Below are 17,559 nucleotides of genomic sequence, written 5' to 3'. Positions count from 1 at the left end.
ATACAACGGTTTTGTATAACCGTCAGTTACGGGATTAAAGTTAAAAATTTTCGGTTAAGAACTGGCGTTAGCAATTCCGAGTGGATTCGGACGTAGTCGAATCCGCCGTAATTGCGGTTATACATTGTTGTAAAACGTTTTTTATTTTATTCCGAATGGTTTTGTTTTCAATTCTTCTTGCCATTCTGTTCCATATTTTTTGTTTAAAAAATCAAAAATCATTTGATTATTCTCGGTTGCTTTTTTGAAAGACAAAGGGTCAATTACACAGTTTTCTTTGATAAGTCCAATCCCGTATTTTTCCTTAAAATCAACATATTCTTTTGGTATAGAACTATCAATTCCGTGCATTATGAAATTCAGAGTTTCGTTTTCAATTCGTAGTTCAATTTGCTCATCACTCAAGTCAGTTTCTAAATTCATCGGGAATGAATAAATTCCACCTTTCTTTATTTCCTTTTTTTCCATTAATCGAACTGTGATGGTGTTATTCCTTTTATTAATTCGTGCAGGATAAAAAGTATAAGCGGTAAAATTATCCGATACAAAACTGAATTGATATTTTCCTTTTTTTGGCAAAGTGATTTTAAAGTTTTCTGCTTTAGAAATCTCAATTTTTTTATTCAGGTCAATAATTGTAAATTTTCCTGATTCTAATTCTCTTTCTGTTAAGTTTTCAAATACAATAGTCGCTACAATTTCAGTCGCAAAAGCTATTGATGTAAACAATGCTAATGTCAAAGTCAAAATTAATTTTCCCATAAATTCTATTTTTTTAAAGACGAAATTCATTTTCTTATGTTGCAAAATTTAGGTCTTAAATGTTTTACAACGGTCTCGGCTATGAGTAGTTGCGTGGTTTAGCGATTAACTTTGCAAGTACACACCAAGCTGAAAATCCGCGAGGATTTTCAGAAGTAGGCGAGAGCAAGCAATTACTTATAGCCATTGTTGTGTTTTCGTTTTTTTATTCAGTTTGTAAGATATTCAATTCCTTTAATTTTTCTACTTTTTCAAGTCTTAAACTCTTGTGTTTATAATTTGCTCTCTGTTGGTTTATCCATTCGTAAAGTTCTTTATCAAATTCAGATGTTATTTTTTTGTCTCCATATTCCTCTCTGAATAACTCAATAATTTCAATATATTCTTCCCATTTTTTTCTTTTTTTACTTTTTGCAGGAAGTTTTACATTTAGTTTTTTCAACTCTTTTATTTGTTCATCTTTCAATCTGCCATATCTAAAAGTTCTTTTTTGATTATGCAACCATTTAGCAAGTTTGGGATATTCTTTACTGTCTTTTGGCAAATTAGGATTCGATAGTTTTTTCAGTTTTTCAAGATTATTATACCAATTTTGAGTAACGTGTCCCTCTTTTTCCTTTTTAGTTCGAGTACCAATTTCAAAGAATCCTATGTCTTGTAGTTTTTTGATTTTCCAATCTTCTTTAAGACCTTTCGTTCTTATTCTATAAATATAATTCCCAAAATTCTTGTTTGGTTTGTAGTTAGAAGGAACTTCAAAATTTCCGTGTGTCTTTTTGTATTCTAATAATTCTAATATTTTTTGGTCAAATTTGTAAACATCCATATCCCATACTACACCAAGGTCTTCAAGAAGTTCGATTCTCTCCTTTGTTAGGATTTTTCTTTTTTTCTTATAGTTGAACCTTTGGTCATTAAGCCACTTTCCGAGTCCTTTGTATTTTGGGTTTTTGTTATTTTGAGAAACGTTACAATCTCCGAATTCTTTTTTATAGTCTTCTAGTAATGCAAGTTTGTCTAACCAATCATCTACAACTCTGTAATTATTTGGTGTACGTGTCATTACCCATTTAAAACCAATGCTTTCCAACTTTTCAATTTGCCAATCTTTTAGCTTGCCTTTTTTATATTTTCCTCTCTCGAGTGCAACCCAATTAGAAATGTAAAAAAGAGGATGAGTATTATCTTTATATCTTTTTATATTGCTATCTCCAGTCTCTTTATATATTTCTAAAAGTTGATTGTAGCTATTCATCCATTTTCTATCCCAAAATATTGTATGTCCATCTCCAAAATAGAAATTTATGCTTTTTAATTTTTTGAAATGCTCATCAGGTAATAATTCGGCTTGGTGTAATGATTTTTGTTTCCTATACCATCCATAAAGTGTTCTGTCTTTATAATCTCTCGGAACAGTACAATGTTCATTTTCTGTATAAAAGCGTTCCATTTTTAGGAACATAAAATCCCATTTCTCTAGATATTCATCTGTGATTTTCAATATGGATTTATATTGTTTGACAGGTCTTTTTTCTGTTATTTCAATATTTCCTAAATCTGTAATTTCTGGATTTCTGCCTCTCTTTTTTGATTTGTCGTGAATATTTGAATTATAGTCAGAACCATCAGAAAAAGCTTCTGTCGAAACTCTTTGTTCCTTAATTAACTTTTCTAAATATTCATTCGTTAAAAGTTCAATATTTGGGTCTGTGAAATCTAATAACGTGGAATAGAATTCTTTTAATTGTTTCAAAACTTTTAATCCACTTTTATCGCTATTTGTGAAATCTAAAAGAATTGAAGACTCAACGTTGTAGAAAAGTCCTGATTTTGTGAGATTAGATGAGCCAGTTATGATTCTGTTTTTTTCTCCCTCAAACAAATAAACTTTTGGGTGATAGATAAACCTTTCAGAAAAGTAGATGTAAGTTTCAATTTCTAGTTCGAGTAATAATTCTAAAGCTTCTTTAGAAGTAACTCTTTCATCAATTCCGACATAAAAAGTTATGTTTCTGTTTTCATTTTTTGCTTGTTCTAAAAAAGGTTTTAAATAGTCTAAACCGGGTTTTCTCAAAAAAGCAATAAAAAAGGTAATTTGCGTGAATGACTTTTCTTGAATAGCAGAACAAACGTGATTTCCGCACGTTTCATCTTCTTCGAAGTGTAAACCTTGTCCAAGAAATTCTACTATCATTCTTTCACGAATCTTTTTTTAAAATGAAACACAACGGTCTCGTATAACCGTCAGTTACGGGTTAAAGTACGCAAATTTTTCGGTTTAGCACTGACGTTAGCAATTCCGAGTGGATTCGGACGTAGTCGAATCCGCCGTAATTGCGGTTATACATTGTTATATAGTATTATCACTCATTTTTATTTAATTGCCTTTAAACCCTTTATATATAAGGGTTTTATGTTTTTAATCAAAGCAAATTAATGCAATAAAATGCTACTAAAAGTTAGGTTTGTTGTACCTATTGTTGTACCTTAGTAACACGTTGCACCCAATTGCACAGCCTAAAAACCAGAGTTTTATGTCTTCAATTAAAGTAGTTTTAAGAAAAAACAAGATAGATAAAGCAGGACTTGCACCGCTTTATTTGCGAGTAATCAAAAACAGAAAAACTAAATTCATTTCATTAAGTGTAAAATTACAGCCTAATGAATGGGATGAAGATAAGCAAAAAGTAAAGAAGAATCATAAAAGCTCTACAAGATTAAATGCATACATATCAAGAAAGATAGCAGATGCAGAAGGCGAGATTGCAGACCTTGAAAGAAGAAATCAATCTACATCAGCAAGAAGAATAAAAGAAGCTATTAAGGGTAAACCCTTAATTAACTTTTTTGAGTTTGCTTATGATAGATGCGAGAAGCTTAAAGATACTGTTACGCTATCTACTTACAGGAGTTATAAAAACAATATCGAAAAGTTTGAAAGGTTTATAGGGCATCGTGAAATAATGTTTGATGATATTACAGCAACAACCCTAAAAAATTATGCTTCACATTGCAGCTCTAAATTAGGAAACAATAACACGACTATAAATTATGCGTTTAGAATCCTAAATTTAATGTTTAGAGAGGCTAAAAGCGAAGATTTAATATCTAATGAACTTGCACCTTTCACAAAGTTTAAAGTAAAGAAAAACAAGACTACAAAGCGTTATTTAAACGAAGAACAATTTGAAGCCTTTATCAATTTAGAAGTACCACAAGAACATAAAGCACAGGTTATCAAAGATATGTTTATCTTTTCTGTTTTTTCTGGTGGGTTACGTTTTGGCGATGTTATCGAATTACAATGGAAAAACTACGATAGTAAAAATCATAGAATCACAAAAACGATTCGCAAAACGAAAAGACAGCACAGTATTAAAATAGGTCAAAAAGCGGTTGATATTCTAGAGAAATACAAAACCAAAGACCAAAAGCAAAATCATATAATTTTTCCTTTTGCAAAAATTGACGAGTTATATTTTAAAGATAGAGAACACAGAAGTTTAATAACCAATAGAGCAATTTCATTGAGTAATATGTATTTAAGCAGGATAGGAAAACAATTAGAACTACCGTTTAATTTATCTTTCCATATAAGCCGACATACATTTGCTACTAGAGCTTTAAACAATGGTATGCGTATAGAACACGTTTCTAAACTTATGGACCATTCAGATATTGGTATAACACAAGTATATGCAAAAATAATAGGTAGTGAATTAGATAACGCAGTAGATAAATATATTAATTAGTATGAATAGAAATCCTCATTTTTTAGTTACAGGAATGCAGAAATATGATGTTTGTGGTTCCGAAATGATTTACCTTAAAGGTTCTGCATATGAAAAGCCTTTTCCTATTCAATATTTCCCAAATCCAGAACATAACCTTGATAATTGTGAAGGCTGTAAAAACACACATCAAAAAATACTAAAAGAAGTAGGAGATTATTTTAAAGACTTTCCAAACTGTTGTGAAAGACATAAGAATTTAAAAAAGCACAGTTTGTTTAAAAGTGATGACTTTAAAGACCTAGCTAAAATGGTAGCCGATAAAGTCATCTACACACATCATCATATATTAAATAATTTAGATCAAGACAATTGGGAGGAAGAAATATATAATTATTTAGAATATGCTGTTACAAGTTTCGGTCAAACACCAGAAAATTGCGGAGAACCACCAGCACTAAGTTGGTTTATGGATTACACAAAAAGAATGCAACTTAACCATACGTTAGTTGGTAAAGATGCACAGTATAAACCTAGACAAGAAAAGGTTATAGATACAATCACAAATTTTTTTAAACCTAAAGGAAAAGGAAAGAAAGATTTTAATTTATTGTTGAGTACTTATGATAGATGGTACAAATTTTTTCCTTTTGAAATAGCAATGTTTACTAATCTCAAAAAACACTTTTCCAGAACACTTCCTGTTTTAGCAGAAAAACCTAAAACAAACCCTTACTTAGGTACAGCAAAAGTAGAGTTATTAACTCAAGCACAATTATTAAAAAACTTATCTAACATAACAAACCATATTTTACTAAGTATTGATACAACGCAATTATTAGAAAATGAATATATCACAGATAGTAAAAAATATGCTTTTGATTTAAAAAAGAAAGCGCACTCACTAAATCAAAAAACATTATTAGAAAAACCTACTAAAAACGAGAAAGAATATATAAAAACAATAAAAGCTTGGTTAAACAATGAAAAGAGTTTTATCAATGAAATAAAAGATGATATTAAAGCTTTACCTGTAAAAAAGGAAGATGTTAAACAAGATTTTTATACCATCATTAAGGATAAAGCAGTTCAAGAATATGTATTGCAAATATTAAATGATTTAAGTATAACTGTAGAAGGTAAATCTGTTTTAACACCTAGAAAAAAAGGTGCTCTTCGTGGAGTAGTAGAGGCATTAAAACAAAAAAGAATTATACCTAACATAGGCTTAGCAACACTTTGTAATGTAATAGCCGAAAAAATAAATCTCGAATTAAAATCAGAATTAGATGCTTCAAATATATCAGAAGATTATTTAAATGATGCTTTAGATTATATAAAAAGGAACCCTTTGCACTAAATTTTATTCATTATAAGGGTTTTATAAGGGGGTGCTTTTAGCACCCTATCAATAATGACTTCTTGCGGTATTATAAATTTTAAAATGCATACCAAATGGAAGCAATTATTTTAAGTACGCAACAGTACACAGACTTAGTAAACCGTTTAGACGAGCTAAACAAAAAACTAGAAGAGAAACAGAAAAATCCTCAGGATACTTTTCTAGACAATCAAGAATTTCTTCAGCTAATGAATATTAGCAAAAGAACAGCGCAAACCTGGAGGGATGAAGGCGTTATTTCTTTTTCACAAATAGGTTCAAAAATCTATTATCGTATGAGTGACGTGCAAAAGTTATTAGACAATAACTACCGTAAAGCATTCACTACCAAAAGAAACAATTATTAACCTAAAACCTTATGGAGATGACAGCAGCTGTATCAGTCTTTAGAGACTTTGTATATAAGGTTTCAGACAAACCTTTAGTAGAAGTGCTTAATAATATCAAAACAGGCACTTATAAAACCGAAATCAACAAAATAAGACACTTAATGTCTTTAGGTAAAGAAGAAGAAGCCGAAACCCTAAAAAAGCAACTATTAGGATTTACTGCATCTGGAGTATTCGATAATTATAGAAGTAGTGAAAACCTTGAAGTTTACACACAATTTATAATTCTAGACATTGATAAACTATCAGAATCAGAACTTAATCGTATCATTCCTGTTATAAATGTAGCACCATATACCTATGCCTGTTTTATTAGCACAAGAGGTAAAGGGGTGAAGTTTATAGTACGTGTAAATTCAAATGTAGAGCAACATAAAACGGTTTACAATCAAGTAGTAGATTATTACGAACAAGCATTAAATACGGTAGTAGATACTTCTGGAAGCGACTATGCAAGATTGTGTTTTATGTCTTACGACGAAAATTGCTATATCAATACAGAAGCAACAATTTTTGAAATCCAAGAAGAAGAAAAACAAACAATAACAGAAAGTGATGCTAATACTAATAATCATCAACAATTATCTATTGTAGAAATACTAAATAAATGCGAAGCGTTTACCAATCAAAAAGTCGAGTATCACGAAGGAAACAGAAATAACTACATATATCTATTTTCAGCAAACGCTTGTAGATTTGGAGTTATAGAAGAAGATGTTTACCAATACTGTATTGCAAATTTCGATTTATCAGAAAAAGAAATAAAAACAACGGTTAGAAGTGCTTATAAAAGCAACAATGCAGACTTTGCAAAGTTTGCAAAATTTGCAAACGCTACAGTTTCAGAAGAAGTACAAAATCAAGACAACCAAAACTTAGAAAGTTTATCACTTTTAACAACTACGCCAACTGTTCCAGAAGACGTATATAATTCATTACCTATAATATTTCAAAAAGGGATTGAAGTACTAAAAACCCAACGCGAAAAAGATGTATTTCTTACAGGAGCATTAAGTATTCTATCAGGTTGCTTACCTAATGTTTTAGGCTTGTACGGTGGTAAAGAAGTCTATCCCAATTTATTTTCATTTTTGTTAGCACCAGCAGCTTCTGGAAAAGGAGCGTTAACATACGCCAAAATGTTAGCCGATAAATATCATCAAGCAGTAATTCAAAATTCTAAAGATGAAGAAGCAGATTATAAAAAAGAATTAGAAGCGCAAAAGCAAGCTAAAAAGTATCTTAAAAAAGGGGAAGAACCACCAGAAGAGCCAACGCAACCACCTTTTAAAGTGGTTTACATTCCTGCAAATACAAGTAATGCTAAAATGATAAAACATATCGAGGATAACGAGGGATTTGGTATTATGTGCGAAACCGAAGCAGATACTTTAGGGCAAACCTTTAAAAACGATTGGGGTTCATACTCAGACTTATTACGAAAGGCTTACCATCACGAAAAAATATCCATTTCAAGAAAAACTAATAACGAGTATTTCGAAATCGACAACCCAAGATTGTCGGTGGTGCTTTCTGGTACACCTAATCAAATATTAAACATCATACAATCGGCAGAAGATGGTTTGTTTAGTAGATTTATGTTCTATGTGTTTGCATCCAATCCAGAGTGGTTAGACCCATCCCCAAAATCCAATCCAGTTAATTTAACCGAACATTTTAAACATCTTTCAGATGAAGTCTATCGTATGGTAAGATATTTAGATAATACGGTGACTAATATTCATTTGTCAGATGCACAATGGGAAAAATTCAATCCGTTGTTTGATGAATATTTATTCAGAATTTACAATTTAGTAAGTAAAGATGCTACAAGTGTAGTAAAGCGTTTAGGCTTAATGGTATTTCGTTTTTGTATGATATTTACAGCCATAAGAAAATACGAATACCAATTAAAAGAAGCTGATTTAGAATGTACCGACCAAGATTTTGAAAATGCACTAAAATTAGCCGATGTCTATTTGCAGCACAGCATATTGGTATTTAAAAACTTACCAAATAACACAACAAATATGCAGTTTAAACCTACTTCACCAAAAGCTAATTTTTTAAAAGAATTACCACAAGAGTTTAGCAGAAAACAAGCAGTAATTATTGGCAGTAAATTAAATATTAAAGAGCGTACGGTAGATAATTATTTAGCAAAACTAGAACAAGCAGGCTACTTAGTTAAACCTAAAGCAGGTTATTATCAAAAAATAAAGAGTTTGTAAGGTTTGCAGAGTCTGCAAACTTTGCAAGGTTTTGTTAATAAAGTTCTCGTAAATATTTATATTTTTAGGGTTTCATAATACCAACTATTGAATGTCAACAAAGTTTTTTACTAATAAAAATAATAACAACTTAATAAATAAATTTAAGGGTGTATTTGAAAACCAATCAATACATAGTTTCGATGCACTCGTAGGGTATTTTAGAGCATCAGGATATTTTAAAATTAGACCTCTACTTGACAATGTGCCTGAAATTAGAATATTAGTAGGAATCAACGTAGATGATTTAATAAACGAAGCTCAAAAAAAAGGGCAACTTTATTTAGAAAACACGACGCATACAAAAGAAGAATATATAAACTTTGTTTCAGAAGATATATCTAAAGCTGAATATAGTGAAGACGTTGAAAATGGTATCATTCAATTTATTGAAGATATTATTACAAAAAAGGTAACAATAAAAGCGCACGGTAAAAGAAATCTACACGCTAAAGTTTATATTTTCAGACCAAAACTTTTTAATGAACATACCAACGGTAGTGTTATTACAGGTTCATCTAATTTAACGGATGCAGGTTTAGGCTCAAACGCATCATCTAACTACGAATTTAATGTATTACTTAAAGATTACGAAGATGTTGTATTTGCTACAAAAGAGTTTGAAGAGCTTTGGGAAGAATCTACAGAATTATTACCTGTTGACATAAAAGGCTTAAAAAAGAAAACTTATTTAAATGAGGATATAACACCTTACGAACTCTATATAAAAATGCTGATAGAGTATTTTGGGGATGCGGTTATTAGAGATAAAATTTCAAGTAGAGATTTACCAGATGGTTACACCAACTTACAATATCAATCTGATGCTGTTGTAGAAGGTTTCGATAAATTAATGAAGCATAACGGTTTTATACTTGCTGATGTAGTTGGTTTGGGTAAAACAGTTGTGGCTTCAAGAATTATCAAAAGATATATAGATAAAAACGGATATAATACAAAAGTATTAGTGGTATATCCAAATGCATTAGAAGCTAACTGGAAAAACACGATTAAAGATTTTGGAATTACTAATTATGTACAATTTATAACCAATGGTAGTTTACATAAAATCATAGATGGTGATAATATCAACTATCATAATCCTGAAGAATACGATTTAATTGTAGTCGATGAATCGCATAAGTTTAGATCTGGAACTTCAAATATGTATGGGTTGTTAGAGTTAATTTGTAAAACACCTCGTATTTCGGTCGGTAACGATATAAACAGAAAGAAAAAGGTAATGCTTATATCGGCAACACCACTTAATAATAAGCCTGATGATATAGCAAATCAAGTATATTTATTTCAAGACTCTAGAAAATCAACTATTGAAGGTGTACCAAATCTTCAAACCTTTTTTTCAAAAAAGATTGAAGCCTACAAACAACTATATAAAGTAAAAGACCATAAAGAATTAGTTCAAAAAGTAAAAGACATTTATCTACCTATTAGAGATAAGATTTTTACAGAATTAGTAATTCGTAGAACAAGAGCAGATATTCAAAACATCAAGCGATATAAAGAAGACGTAGATGCACAAGGAATGTCCTTTCCTGATATTAGACCGCCACAAAAGGTAGAATATACTTTTAATGAAAATCTAAATAGTCTTTTTTATGAAACAGTATTCAATCTAATTGATGGGGTGGGTTATTATCGTTACCGTGCTATAGAGTTTATTAATGAAGAGTATTTAGATATTTACGATAACGCTACGCTTATATCAAGGCAATTAGCAATGATTATGAAAACCCAAATGGTAAAACGTTTGGAGAGTAGTTTCTTTGCCTTTAAAAAATCATTAAAAAGGTTTCAAGCTTCCAATCAGCGAATGATTGAAATGTTTGAAAATGACAAGATTTTTGTTGCACCAGATTTAGACCTCAATAAATTTTATGATGAAGGTAAAGAAGATGAAATTGAAGACAAAATAAACGAACTTAATGAGCAATCACCTAATAATGCCATTTATAAAGCTGAAGATTTTTCACCTGAATTATTAGAAGGCTTAAAGCGAGACCAAGAAATTATTGATGACCTATTTACAAAGTGGGAAGCTGTTCACGAAGACCCTAAAATCGTTAAGTTTATTAGTGACTTAAATAAAGTGTTTTTTGATAAAGATAATCTTGAAAAAAAATTAGTCATATTTTCAGAATCTAAAGAAACCGTAAAATATTTAGCAGACGAATTAGAAAAAGTTGGTCGTACCGGTGTAATGGCTATTAGTGCGTCAAACGTCAAAAAGCGTTTTAATACCATTCGTAAAAACTTTGATGCAAATTACCCAGGTAAACAAGAAAACGAATACAATATCATTATTACTACCGAAGTATTGGCAGAAGGTATCAACTTGCATCGTAGTAACGTAATTCTTAATTACGATATTCCTTGGAATGCAACACGTTTAATGCAACGTATTGGGCGTGTTAACCGTATTGGTACAAAAGCCAAAGAAATACTGATTTACAATTTTTATCCTACTGCACAATCAGATTCGTTAATTAAACTAAATGAAAAAGCCTTAAAAAAATTACAAGGCTTCCATTCTGCTTTTGGTGAAGACAGTAAAATATATTCTGAACAAGAGGAAATCATTAATAACACATTAGGTGATTTACAACCTAAAGAAGAAATAGATGAACGTCTACAGTATCTTGAAATAGTAAGAGAACTCTATTTAGATAATACAAGAGAATATAAACGACTAAAAGAACTACCAATAAAAAGTAGAGTTGGTAGAATTGCTAAAATTAAAGCAGATATAGCTCAAGATGTTATTGGCCAAACATTAGAAAATGCTTCATTATGTTACCTACGCAACAAAATGAAAGAGAGTTTTTATATCAGTAATGAAAAACAATGTGTTGAAATTACGTTTATTCAAGCTGTAAAACTCTTTGAAGCACTTAAAAAAGAGAAATCCGTTAAGTTAGTAGATAATCACTTCGATGCTGTTAACAATGCCATAAAGCACTTTAAAACAGTTTACAATACAATGTTTAGTGTTGAGGAATACGACACTTCAAACCTTTCGGTTCAAGAACGTAATTCGGTAATGTTCCTTAAAGCTATTATAGACTTAAAAAAATCATTCCCTAACGAAGTATCTGATGAATTTGAAGATTTACTAAACACCTCTCTAAAAATTATTTATATGGGTGTATTTAGAAAATTCCGTAATGATATATCTGCATTAGCACGAAGACAAAAACAGAAAAAACGTAAAATGACTTTAGCTAAAACCATCGCAGAATTAAATACGATTATGAACAAGTATCCTATTAAGCAAATCGCAAGAATGGATGCCTTACGTTGGGAAGAAGAAAAAGAAAATACCAGACAATTTGAAGACCCTAAAATAGTCTTAACCGAGACTTTTGCATAAGATGAAGAGAGACAAATTAAAAGACATACTACAAAATAATTACAATCGTGGCGAATGGCGTAACGTGCTTACATTTCTATCAGGTAATAAAAACCTGTTAAAACCTCGTTTAGAGCCTAAAGAAATTGTATTAACTACACAAAAAGCAACCAATATTGTTAAACATCTATTTGAATTAGGAACGCTTGAAACGACTGATGGTGTTACACTTCCTATTTTTGAGATTGAATTACAGGATAACATCAAAATTGAATACAACAAAGTAGGTGTTAATCAATTAATCAAAGAGTATATTCTAAAAGATGCAGGTAAAGGTGCTATAGCAACCTATCATTATGCTGATGAAAATAAAACAGAATGGCGTTTTTCTTTTATAAGCAAGTTTGGTGGTAGTGAGTTTTTTGATGAGGTGGAAGATGTTGAAACCAATCCTAAAAAATACACCTATATTTTTGGAACACCAGAAGAACATCGTACCGCATTAGAACGCTTGTATAATTTAGAGCAATCTCGTTTTAGATTAGAAGATTTCTTTGAAGCCTTTAATGTAGAACCTGTATCTAATAATTTCTTTAAAGAGTATAAAAACTTCTATTTAGACTTTGTAAGTCATTTATCTTCTAATGACCAATGTAGAGAAGTTTTTGAAGCTGAAAGCACCGAAGATGTAGAAAAAGACATCCGTAACTTTGTAAAACGTTTGTTAGGACGTATCGTATTTCTATATTTTCTACAAAAGAAACATTGGTTGGGTGCATCAGATACCAGTTATACAGATGGCGATACCAATTTCCTATTTAATCTTTTTGAAGCAGATAAAGAACAGTTTTACACCAATTGGTTAAGCAAATTATTCTTTAAAGCACTAAATACACCAGACAGAAAAAATGATGGTTTTGATTTACCTGAACAATATTTCATTAATAGGAGTTTAAAAGAAAGTGACTTTTTAAAACCAAACAATAATCAATTAGCCATCCCATTTTTAAATGGTGGTTTATTTGAAGAGCACCAAGAGCCAAAGGCTCATAAAACATTAAAATTCCCAGGCTTTTTATTTGAAGAGCTATTTACATTCTTCAATGGCTATAATTTTACCATATACGAAAACAGTCCTGAAGACCATACTGTAGCGGTAGACCCTGAAATGTTGGGTAATATCTTTGAAAACTTACTGGAAGACAATAACGATAAAGGTACATTCTATACACCAAAAGAGATTGTGCATTATATGACACAAGAAAGTTTGATAGAATACCTTAATACACACTTAAACAATTTAAATAAAGTACAAATTGAAAACTTGATTAAAAATCAAGTAAAAGATGGTGTCTCTATTGAAGACCTAAAGTCTATTGAAAATTTAATTGACAAAGTTAAGATTTGTGACCCTGCAATTGGTTCTGGTGCATTCCCTATGGGCTTGTTACAAGAAATATTTAGCCTAAAAGCCTTTATACATTTTGCTTTAGATAGACCTCAAAGCGATTGGTATCCTGCTGACATTAAACAGAACATCATACAAAACTCTATATACGGTGTAGATTTAGAAGAAGATGCTGTGGATATAGCACGTTTGCGTTTTTGGTTATCCTTGGTGGTAGATGAAGAAAAACCAAAACCTTTACCAAACTTGGATTATAAAATAATGCAAGGAAATAGTGTTGTAGAAAGCTATAAAGGAATTGATTTAAGCAATGTTTCGAGAGGTAACAATGTGAAAATTGCAGAATTAGATAGAGACTTATTTGGTAATATTAAAGATGACCAAATGAATCTTACATTTGATAAAGTTGGTATTGCTGAAAGTATTGAAGAAAAAACGAATAAGTATTTTACTGCTTCTGTAGATTATAAACCAATACTTAAAAAAGAAATTAATGACCTGGTTATAGAATTTATTGAGTATAATATTGAATTGCGACAAAACCAAATAGAACGGTTTATATCTCAAATAGAAACTGAAAATAAAGACGCATCTAAAAGAACTAAAACTCAAATAAAAAAATACAATGAATGGCTTTCTATACGTGAAACTTTAATTGAAAATAAATCTGAATTGAATGAGATTCAAGAAAAAGATGAAAAACCATTTTTCTTATGGCATTTATTTTTTGCAGATGCATTTAAAGGCGGTGGCTTTGATATTATCATTGGTAATCCACCATACATAAAAGAATATACCAACAAAAGTGCTTTCGATGAGTTTAGAAACACGAAGTATTATCAGGGTAAAATGGATTTGTGGTACGGATTTGCTTGTAAAGGTCTTGATTGGCTTAAAGACGGAGGTATTGAATGTTTTATTGCTCAAAGTAATTGGATTACAAGTGCTGGTGCTTCTATTTTAAGAAATGAAATATTAACGCGTTCTGAAATAAAAACATTTATTGATTTTGGTGATTATAAAGTGTTTCAGTCTGCTGGTATACAAACAATGATATATCTTTTCCAAAAAACTAAAGAGCCTTCAAGTGAATATGATGTATTTTATGGTGCTCTGGAAGATTTTAAAATAACTAAAACCCAGCTTGAAGATTTTTTAGATAATAAGAGATTAAAAAGTACTTTTTTTGAAAAATACTATCAGTCATTTAAACCTTCAAAGTTTCTTAATTCTTATATCAATTTTTATAAATCTTCAGATCATAAGATTATCTCATCTATAGATTCAAAAAGGAATTTTGTTTTAGATAGAAATGAAATTGCACAAGGGATAGTTGCACCACAAGACAAGCTCAATAAAAAAGCCTTAAAAAAATTAGGATCTTCGTTTAATTTAAATGAAGGTGTATTTCAATTAAATGACAAAGAGAAGTTATCATATGATTTCACAGATGATGAATTAGAATTAATAAAACCTTTTTATACGACAAATGAGTTGAAAAGGTATTATGGCTCATCTAAAAATACTGAATGGATTATTTATACAAAATCTGATATAAATGATAAAATTAATCAGTATCCTAATATTAAAAAACATTTGGATGAATACAAGGAAATAATAACATCAGATAATAAACCCTATGGTTTGCACCGTGCAAGAAATGAAGATTTTTTCATTGGAGAAAAAATAATTTCTTTAAGAAAGTGTGCAATACCAACCTTTACATACACTGATTTTGATTGTTATGTTTCTCAAACATTTTTTGTAATTAAATCTGAAAATATAAATTTAAAGTATTTAACCACTTTTTTAAATTCCAAAGTAATTGCTTATTGGTTAAAGTTAGAGGGCAAATTACAAGGGAATATTTATCAAATAGATAAAGAACCATTAATGAACATCCCTTTATACAAGCCAGAATCTTATAATCCATTTATTGAGTTGTTTGATATTGTTCATTTTATTTATTCTCAAAAAGAAAGTATAGTGGAAAACATAGATAATAGTCAATTAGGGTTGTTTTTTGAAAGTGTAATTGATGGTTGTTTCTATGATGTTTATTTCAACGAAGAATTGAGTAAGAGTAGTTTGTTAATTACAGAAAATGTGTTAAATGAATTAAAAGTTGCAGGTCTATCTAAAGAGTATGAAAAGGACAAATTAGATGATATGATTTCTCGCATTCGTGTTTTATACAACAATATGAAAATAGGTATTGTACAGCAAAGAATGAGAATGTATACCGTAAAAAGCCCTAATACACTAAAACCGATTATTGAAAGCTAATGAGTGCCATTAATGAATTAAAAATAAAGAACTTTAAAGCTTTTAATGAGGAGAATGTATTAAAATTAGGAGGCAAACACTTATTGCTTTATGGCGAAAACGGAAGTGGGAAAAGTTCCATTTATTGGTCTTTGTACACTTTATTACAATGCACTACAAAGAGTGTAGATGAGATTGAAAAATATTTTGATAGGGCTAATAATGAAAATCTACTTAATTTAACCTCTACAACAGATGATTCACATATTAAAATATCTGCATTAGATGAGGTAGATACATTTCATAAAATTGATAGAGCAGGTTATACTTTAGAAGGTACAACTGCTCGTGCTTTTAGTTATTTAGAAGCATTGAATAATTCAAGTGACTTCATAGCTCATAGGCTTTTAATCAATTTTTATAATTTCAGAAATTCAAAGGAAATAAATTTATGGGAAGTATTTGTAAGAGATATATTTCCATTTATAACTGTTACTCACGGTGGTAGAACCTATACACTTTCCCAACTTCATAAAGAAATAAAAGAAACTTTACCTTATTGGAGTTTTAACCTTACTCGTCGGACGTTTAAAGTAAGGCAAAAAAACCATCACTTAAGAATTGCTACCAATAATAAAATTAATGCTTTAAATCAGGCTTTAAATGCGGAGCTATCAGTAATAAATGGATTAGTCAATTCATTTTATGAAGATAATTTCAAGGAGGATTATGAAGAGAATATAGAAATTAGTCTTCAATATTCAACAGAATTAGTATTTGGTGATATAGTACAAAAAGAAAAAAGAGGTGTTGTAGATTATTTATTTCCATCCAAGAGACATATTAAACTTAACACACCATTTATTAATTTAAATATAAGAAATCAAAAAGAAGATGGTAATTGGCAAGATATATTACGTCCTCAATCTTATTTTAATGAAGCTAAATTAACACAAATAGCTTTAAGTGTAAGATTTGCTTTAACAGAACAACGAATGGGTACATTTGAAGGGCAATTTCTTGCTTTAGATGATTTATTGGTTAGTTTGGATATGAGTAATCGTGATAAGGTTTTAGATATTATCCTTGATAAGTTTGCCCATAATTATAAGATTTATCTGTTCACTCACGAAAAGACATTTTTTAATATGGCTAAAGCTCGAATAGAAAGTGAACACAATCCGAAAAATTGGTTGTTCAAGGAAATGTATGGTATTGACGAAACAAATAAAGAGCCTATAATTAGAGACTATAAAAACTATCTTACTCGTTCTATAGATTTATATAAGCAAAAGGATTATCCTGCATCAGTAAACTATTTAAGAAAAGAATTAGAAAAAGTTTTAGATATAAACTTACCAAGCAAAATAAAAAAAGGTGAAAGTGGTGAACCTATAGCTACATTGGATGGTTTAATTACATCCGGTATCGTTTTTTTAGAAAAACTAAATGTTGATGCAAGACCCTTAAAAAAGTGTAAACAATATGTTCAAATTTTAATGAATCCATTATCTCATAATGAAGAAGATATTGATGCATACGAAACGGATATTAAAAGGATTCGTAAAATTATTGAAGAGTTAGACCCTTATCTTTCAGATTTAAAAAAACGAACAAAAGAAGTTTTTCCAAGGCTTAAGGAAATAAACTTAATTATTAATGAAAATGATGGTGAGACTTCTCAAAAATATAAGTTATCATTAAAAGAAGACTTATACGTTATAACTGCAACGGATGGTTCAAAAAACTTATCTAATTGTAAGGTGCATTCTGTAGAAAGTAGAACATATATTAATGGCATATTAGAAGAGAAAGATTCATATAAAAATGAGCATTGGAAACATAATAATCTATCTGCTTTGTATTCCGCTGTATGTGAGCGAAAAGAAATAGAAGTTCAAACAGAGTATTTTGATTTTTATCAACATTTAGATGGTAGATTATTAAGTGAGTTCCTTTAAA

General features: G+C 30.0%; 9 protein-coding genes. 7 read left to right on the top strand and 2 right to left on the bottom strand.

What is annotated here, in order from left to right; translation table 11 throughout:
* Positions 1 to 141: 141 nt before the first annotated feature.
* On the bottom strand, positions 142 to 762 hold the full coding sequence (locus FEZ18_RS06710; protein ID WP_153267609.1) for a hypothetical protein: 621 nt from the start codon (positions 760 to 762) through the stop codon (positions 142 to 144).
* Between the two features lie 205 nt (positions 763 to 967).
* Entirely contained in the window at positions 968 to 2,956 is a 1,989-nt protein-coding gene (locus FEZ18_RS06705; RefSeq protein WP_153267608.1) for a Helicase associated domain protein, read from the bottom strand.
* A gap of 340 nt (positions 2,957 to 3,296) precedes the next feature.
* On the opposite strand from FEZ18_RS06705, the gene FEZ18_RS06700 reads away from it, so the two are divergent.
* The 7 genes from FEZ18_RS06700 to FEZ18_RS06670 all read left to right on the top strand — a co-directional run bounded on the left by FEZ18_RS06700 (position 3,297) and on the right by FEZ18_RS06670 (position 17,558).
* The gene (locus tag FEZ18_RS06700) at positions 3,297 to 4,514 is read left to right on the top strand and encodes a site-specific integrase (protein WP_153267607.1); all 1,218 of its coding nucleotides are present in this window, start codon (positions 3,297 to 3,299) and stop codon (positions 4,512 to 4,514) included.
* A 1-nt stretch (position 4,515) separates the two neighbouring features.
* Positions 4,516 to 5,853 carry a hypothetical protein gene (locus FEZ18_RS06695; RefSeq protein WP_153267606.1) on the top strand — a complete coding sequence of 446 codons (1,338 nt, stop codon included), beginning with the start codon at positions 4,516 to 4,518 and terminating at the stop codon, positions 5,851 to 5,853.
* A 95-nt stretch (positions 5,854 to 5,948) separates the two neighbouring features.
* A complete protein-coding gene (locus FEZ18_RS06690) occupies positions 5,949 to 6,242 on the top strand; it encodes a helix-turn-helix domain-containing protein (RefSeq protein WP_153267605.1) in 294 nt (97 codons plus the stop codon).
* A 17-nt stretch (positions 6,243 to 6,259) separates the two neighbouring features.
* Positions 6,260 to 8,515: a DUF3987 domain-containing protein gene (locus FEZ18_RS06685; RefSeq protein ID WP_194269524.1), complete on the top strand. Its 2,256-nt coding sequence runs from the start codon at positions 6,260 to 6,262 to the stop codon at positions 8,513 to 8,515.
* A 91-nt stretch (positions 8,516 to 8,606) separates the two neighbouring features.
* On the top strand, positions 8,607 to 11,945 hold the full coding sequence (locus tag FEZ18_RS06680) for a helicase-related protein (RefSeq protein ID WP_153267603.1): 3,339 nt from the start codon (positions 8,607 to 8,609) through the stop codon (positions 11,943 to 11,945).
* A gap of 1 nt (position 11,946) precedes the next feature.
* Positions 11,947 to 15,618 carry an Eco57I restriction-modification methylase domain-containing protein gene (locus FEZ18_RS06675; RefSeq protein WP_153267602.1) on the top strand — a complete coding sequence of 1,224 codons (3,672 nt, stop codon included), beginning with the start codon at positions 11,947 to 11,949 and terminating at the stop codon, positions 15,616 to 15,618.
* Entirely contained in the window at positions 15,618 to 17,558 is a 1,941-nt protein-coding gene (locus FEZ18_RS06670; RefSeq protein WP_153267601.1) for an AAA family ATPase, read from the top strand. Before FEZ18_RS06675 ends, FEZ18_RS06670 begins: the two co-directional genes overlap by 1 nt.
* The last annotated feature ends 1 nt before the right edge of the window (position 17,559 follow it).

This window comes from Oceanihabitans sp. IOP_32 (assembly GCF_009498295.1).
Classification (GTDB): domain Bacteria; phylum Bacteroidota; class Bacteroidia; order Flavobacteriales; family Flavobacteriaceae; genus Wocania; species Wocania indica.
Note: the sequence above shows the minus strand (reverse complement) of the source record. Positions and strands in the feature narration are given on the sequence as shown.

Bases quoted from the DNA above. Each gene is read 5' to 3' on its own strand.
- FEZ18_RS06710 (WP_153267609.1), bottom strand. From the start codon at position 762: ATGGGAAAATTAATTTTGACTTTGACATTAGCATTGTTTACATCAATA.
- FEZ18_RS06705 (WP_153267608.1), bottom strand. From the start codon at position 2,956: ATGATAGTAGAATTTCTTGGACAAGGTTTACACTTCGAAGAAGATGAA.
- FEZ18_RS06700 (WP_153267607.1), top strand. From the start codon at position 3,297: ATGTCTTCAATTAAAGTAGTTTTAAGAAAAAACAAGATAGATAAAGCA.
- FEZ18_RS06695 (WP_153267606.1), top strand. From the start codon at position 4,516: ATGAATAGAAATCCTCATTTTTTAGTTACAGGAATGCAGAAATATGAT.
- FEZ18_RS06690 (WP_153267605.1), top strand. From the start codon at position 5,949: ATGGAAGCAATTATTTTAAGTACGCAACAGTACACAGACTTAGTAAAC.
- FEZ18_RS06685 (WP_194269524.1), top strand. From the start codon at position 6,260: ATGACAGCAGCTGTATCAGTCTTTAGAGACTTTGTATATAAGGTTTCA.
- FEZ18_RS06680 (WP_153267603.1), top strand. From the start codon at position 8,607: ATGTCAACAAAGTTTTTTACTAATAAAAATAATAACAACTTAATAAAT.
- FEZ18_RS06675 (WP_153267602.1), top strand. From the start codon at position 11,947: ATGAAGAGAGACAAATTAAAAGACATACTACAAAATAATTACAATCGT.
- FEZ18_RS06670 (WP_153267601.1), top strand. From the start codon at position 15,618: ATGAGTGCCATTAATGAATTAAAAATAAAGAACTTTAAAGCTTTTAAT.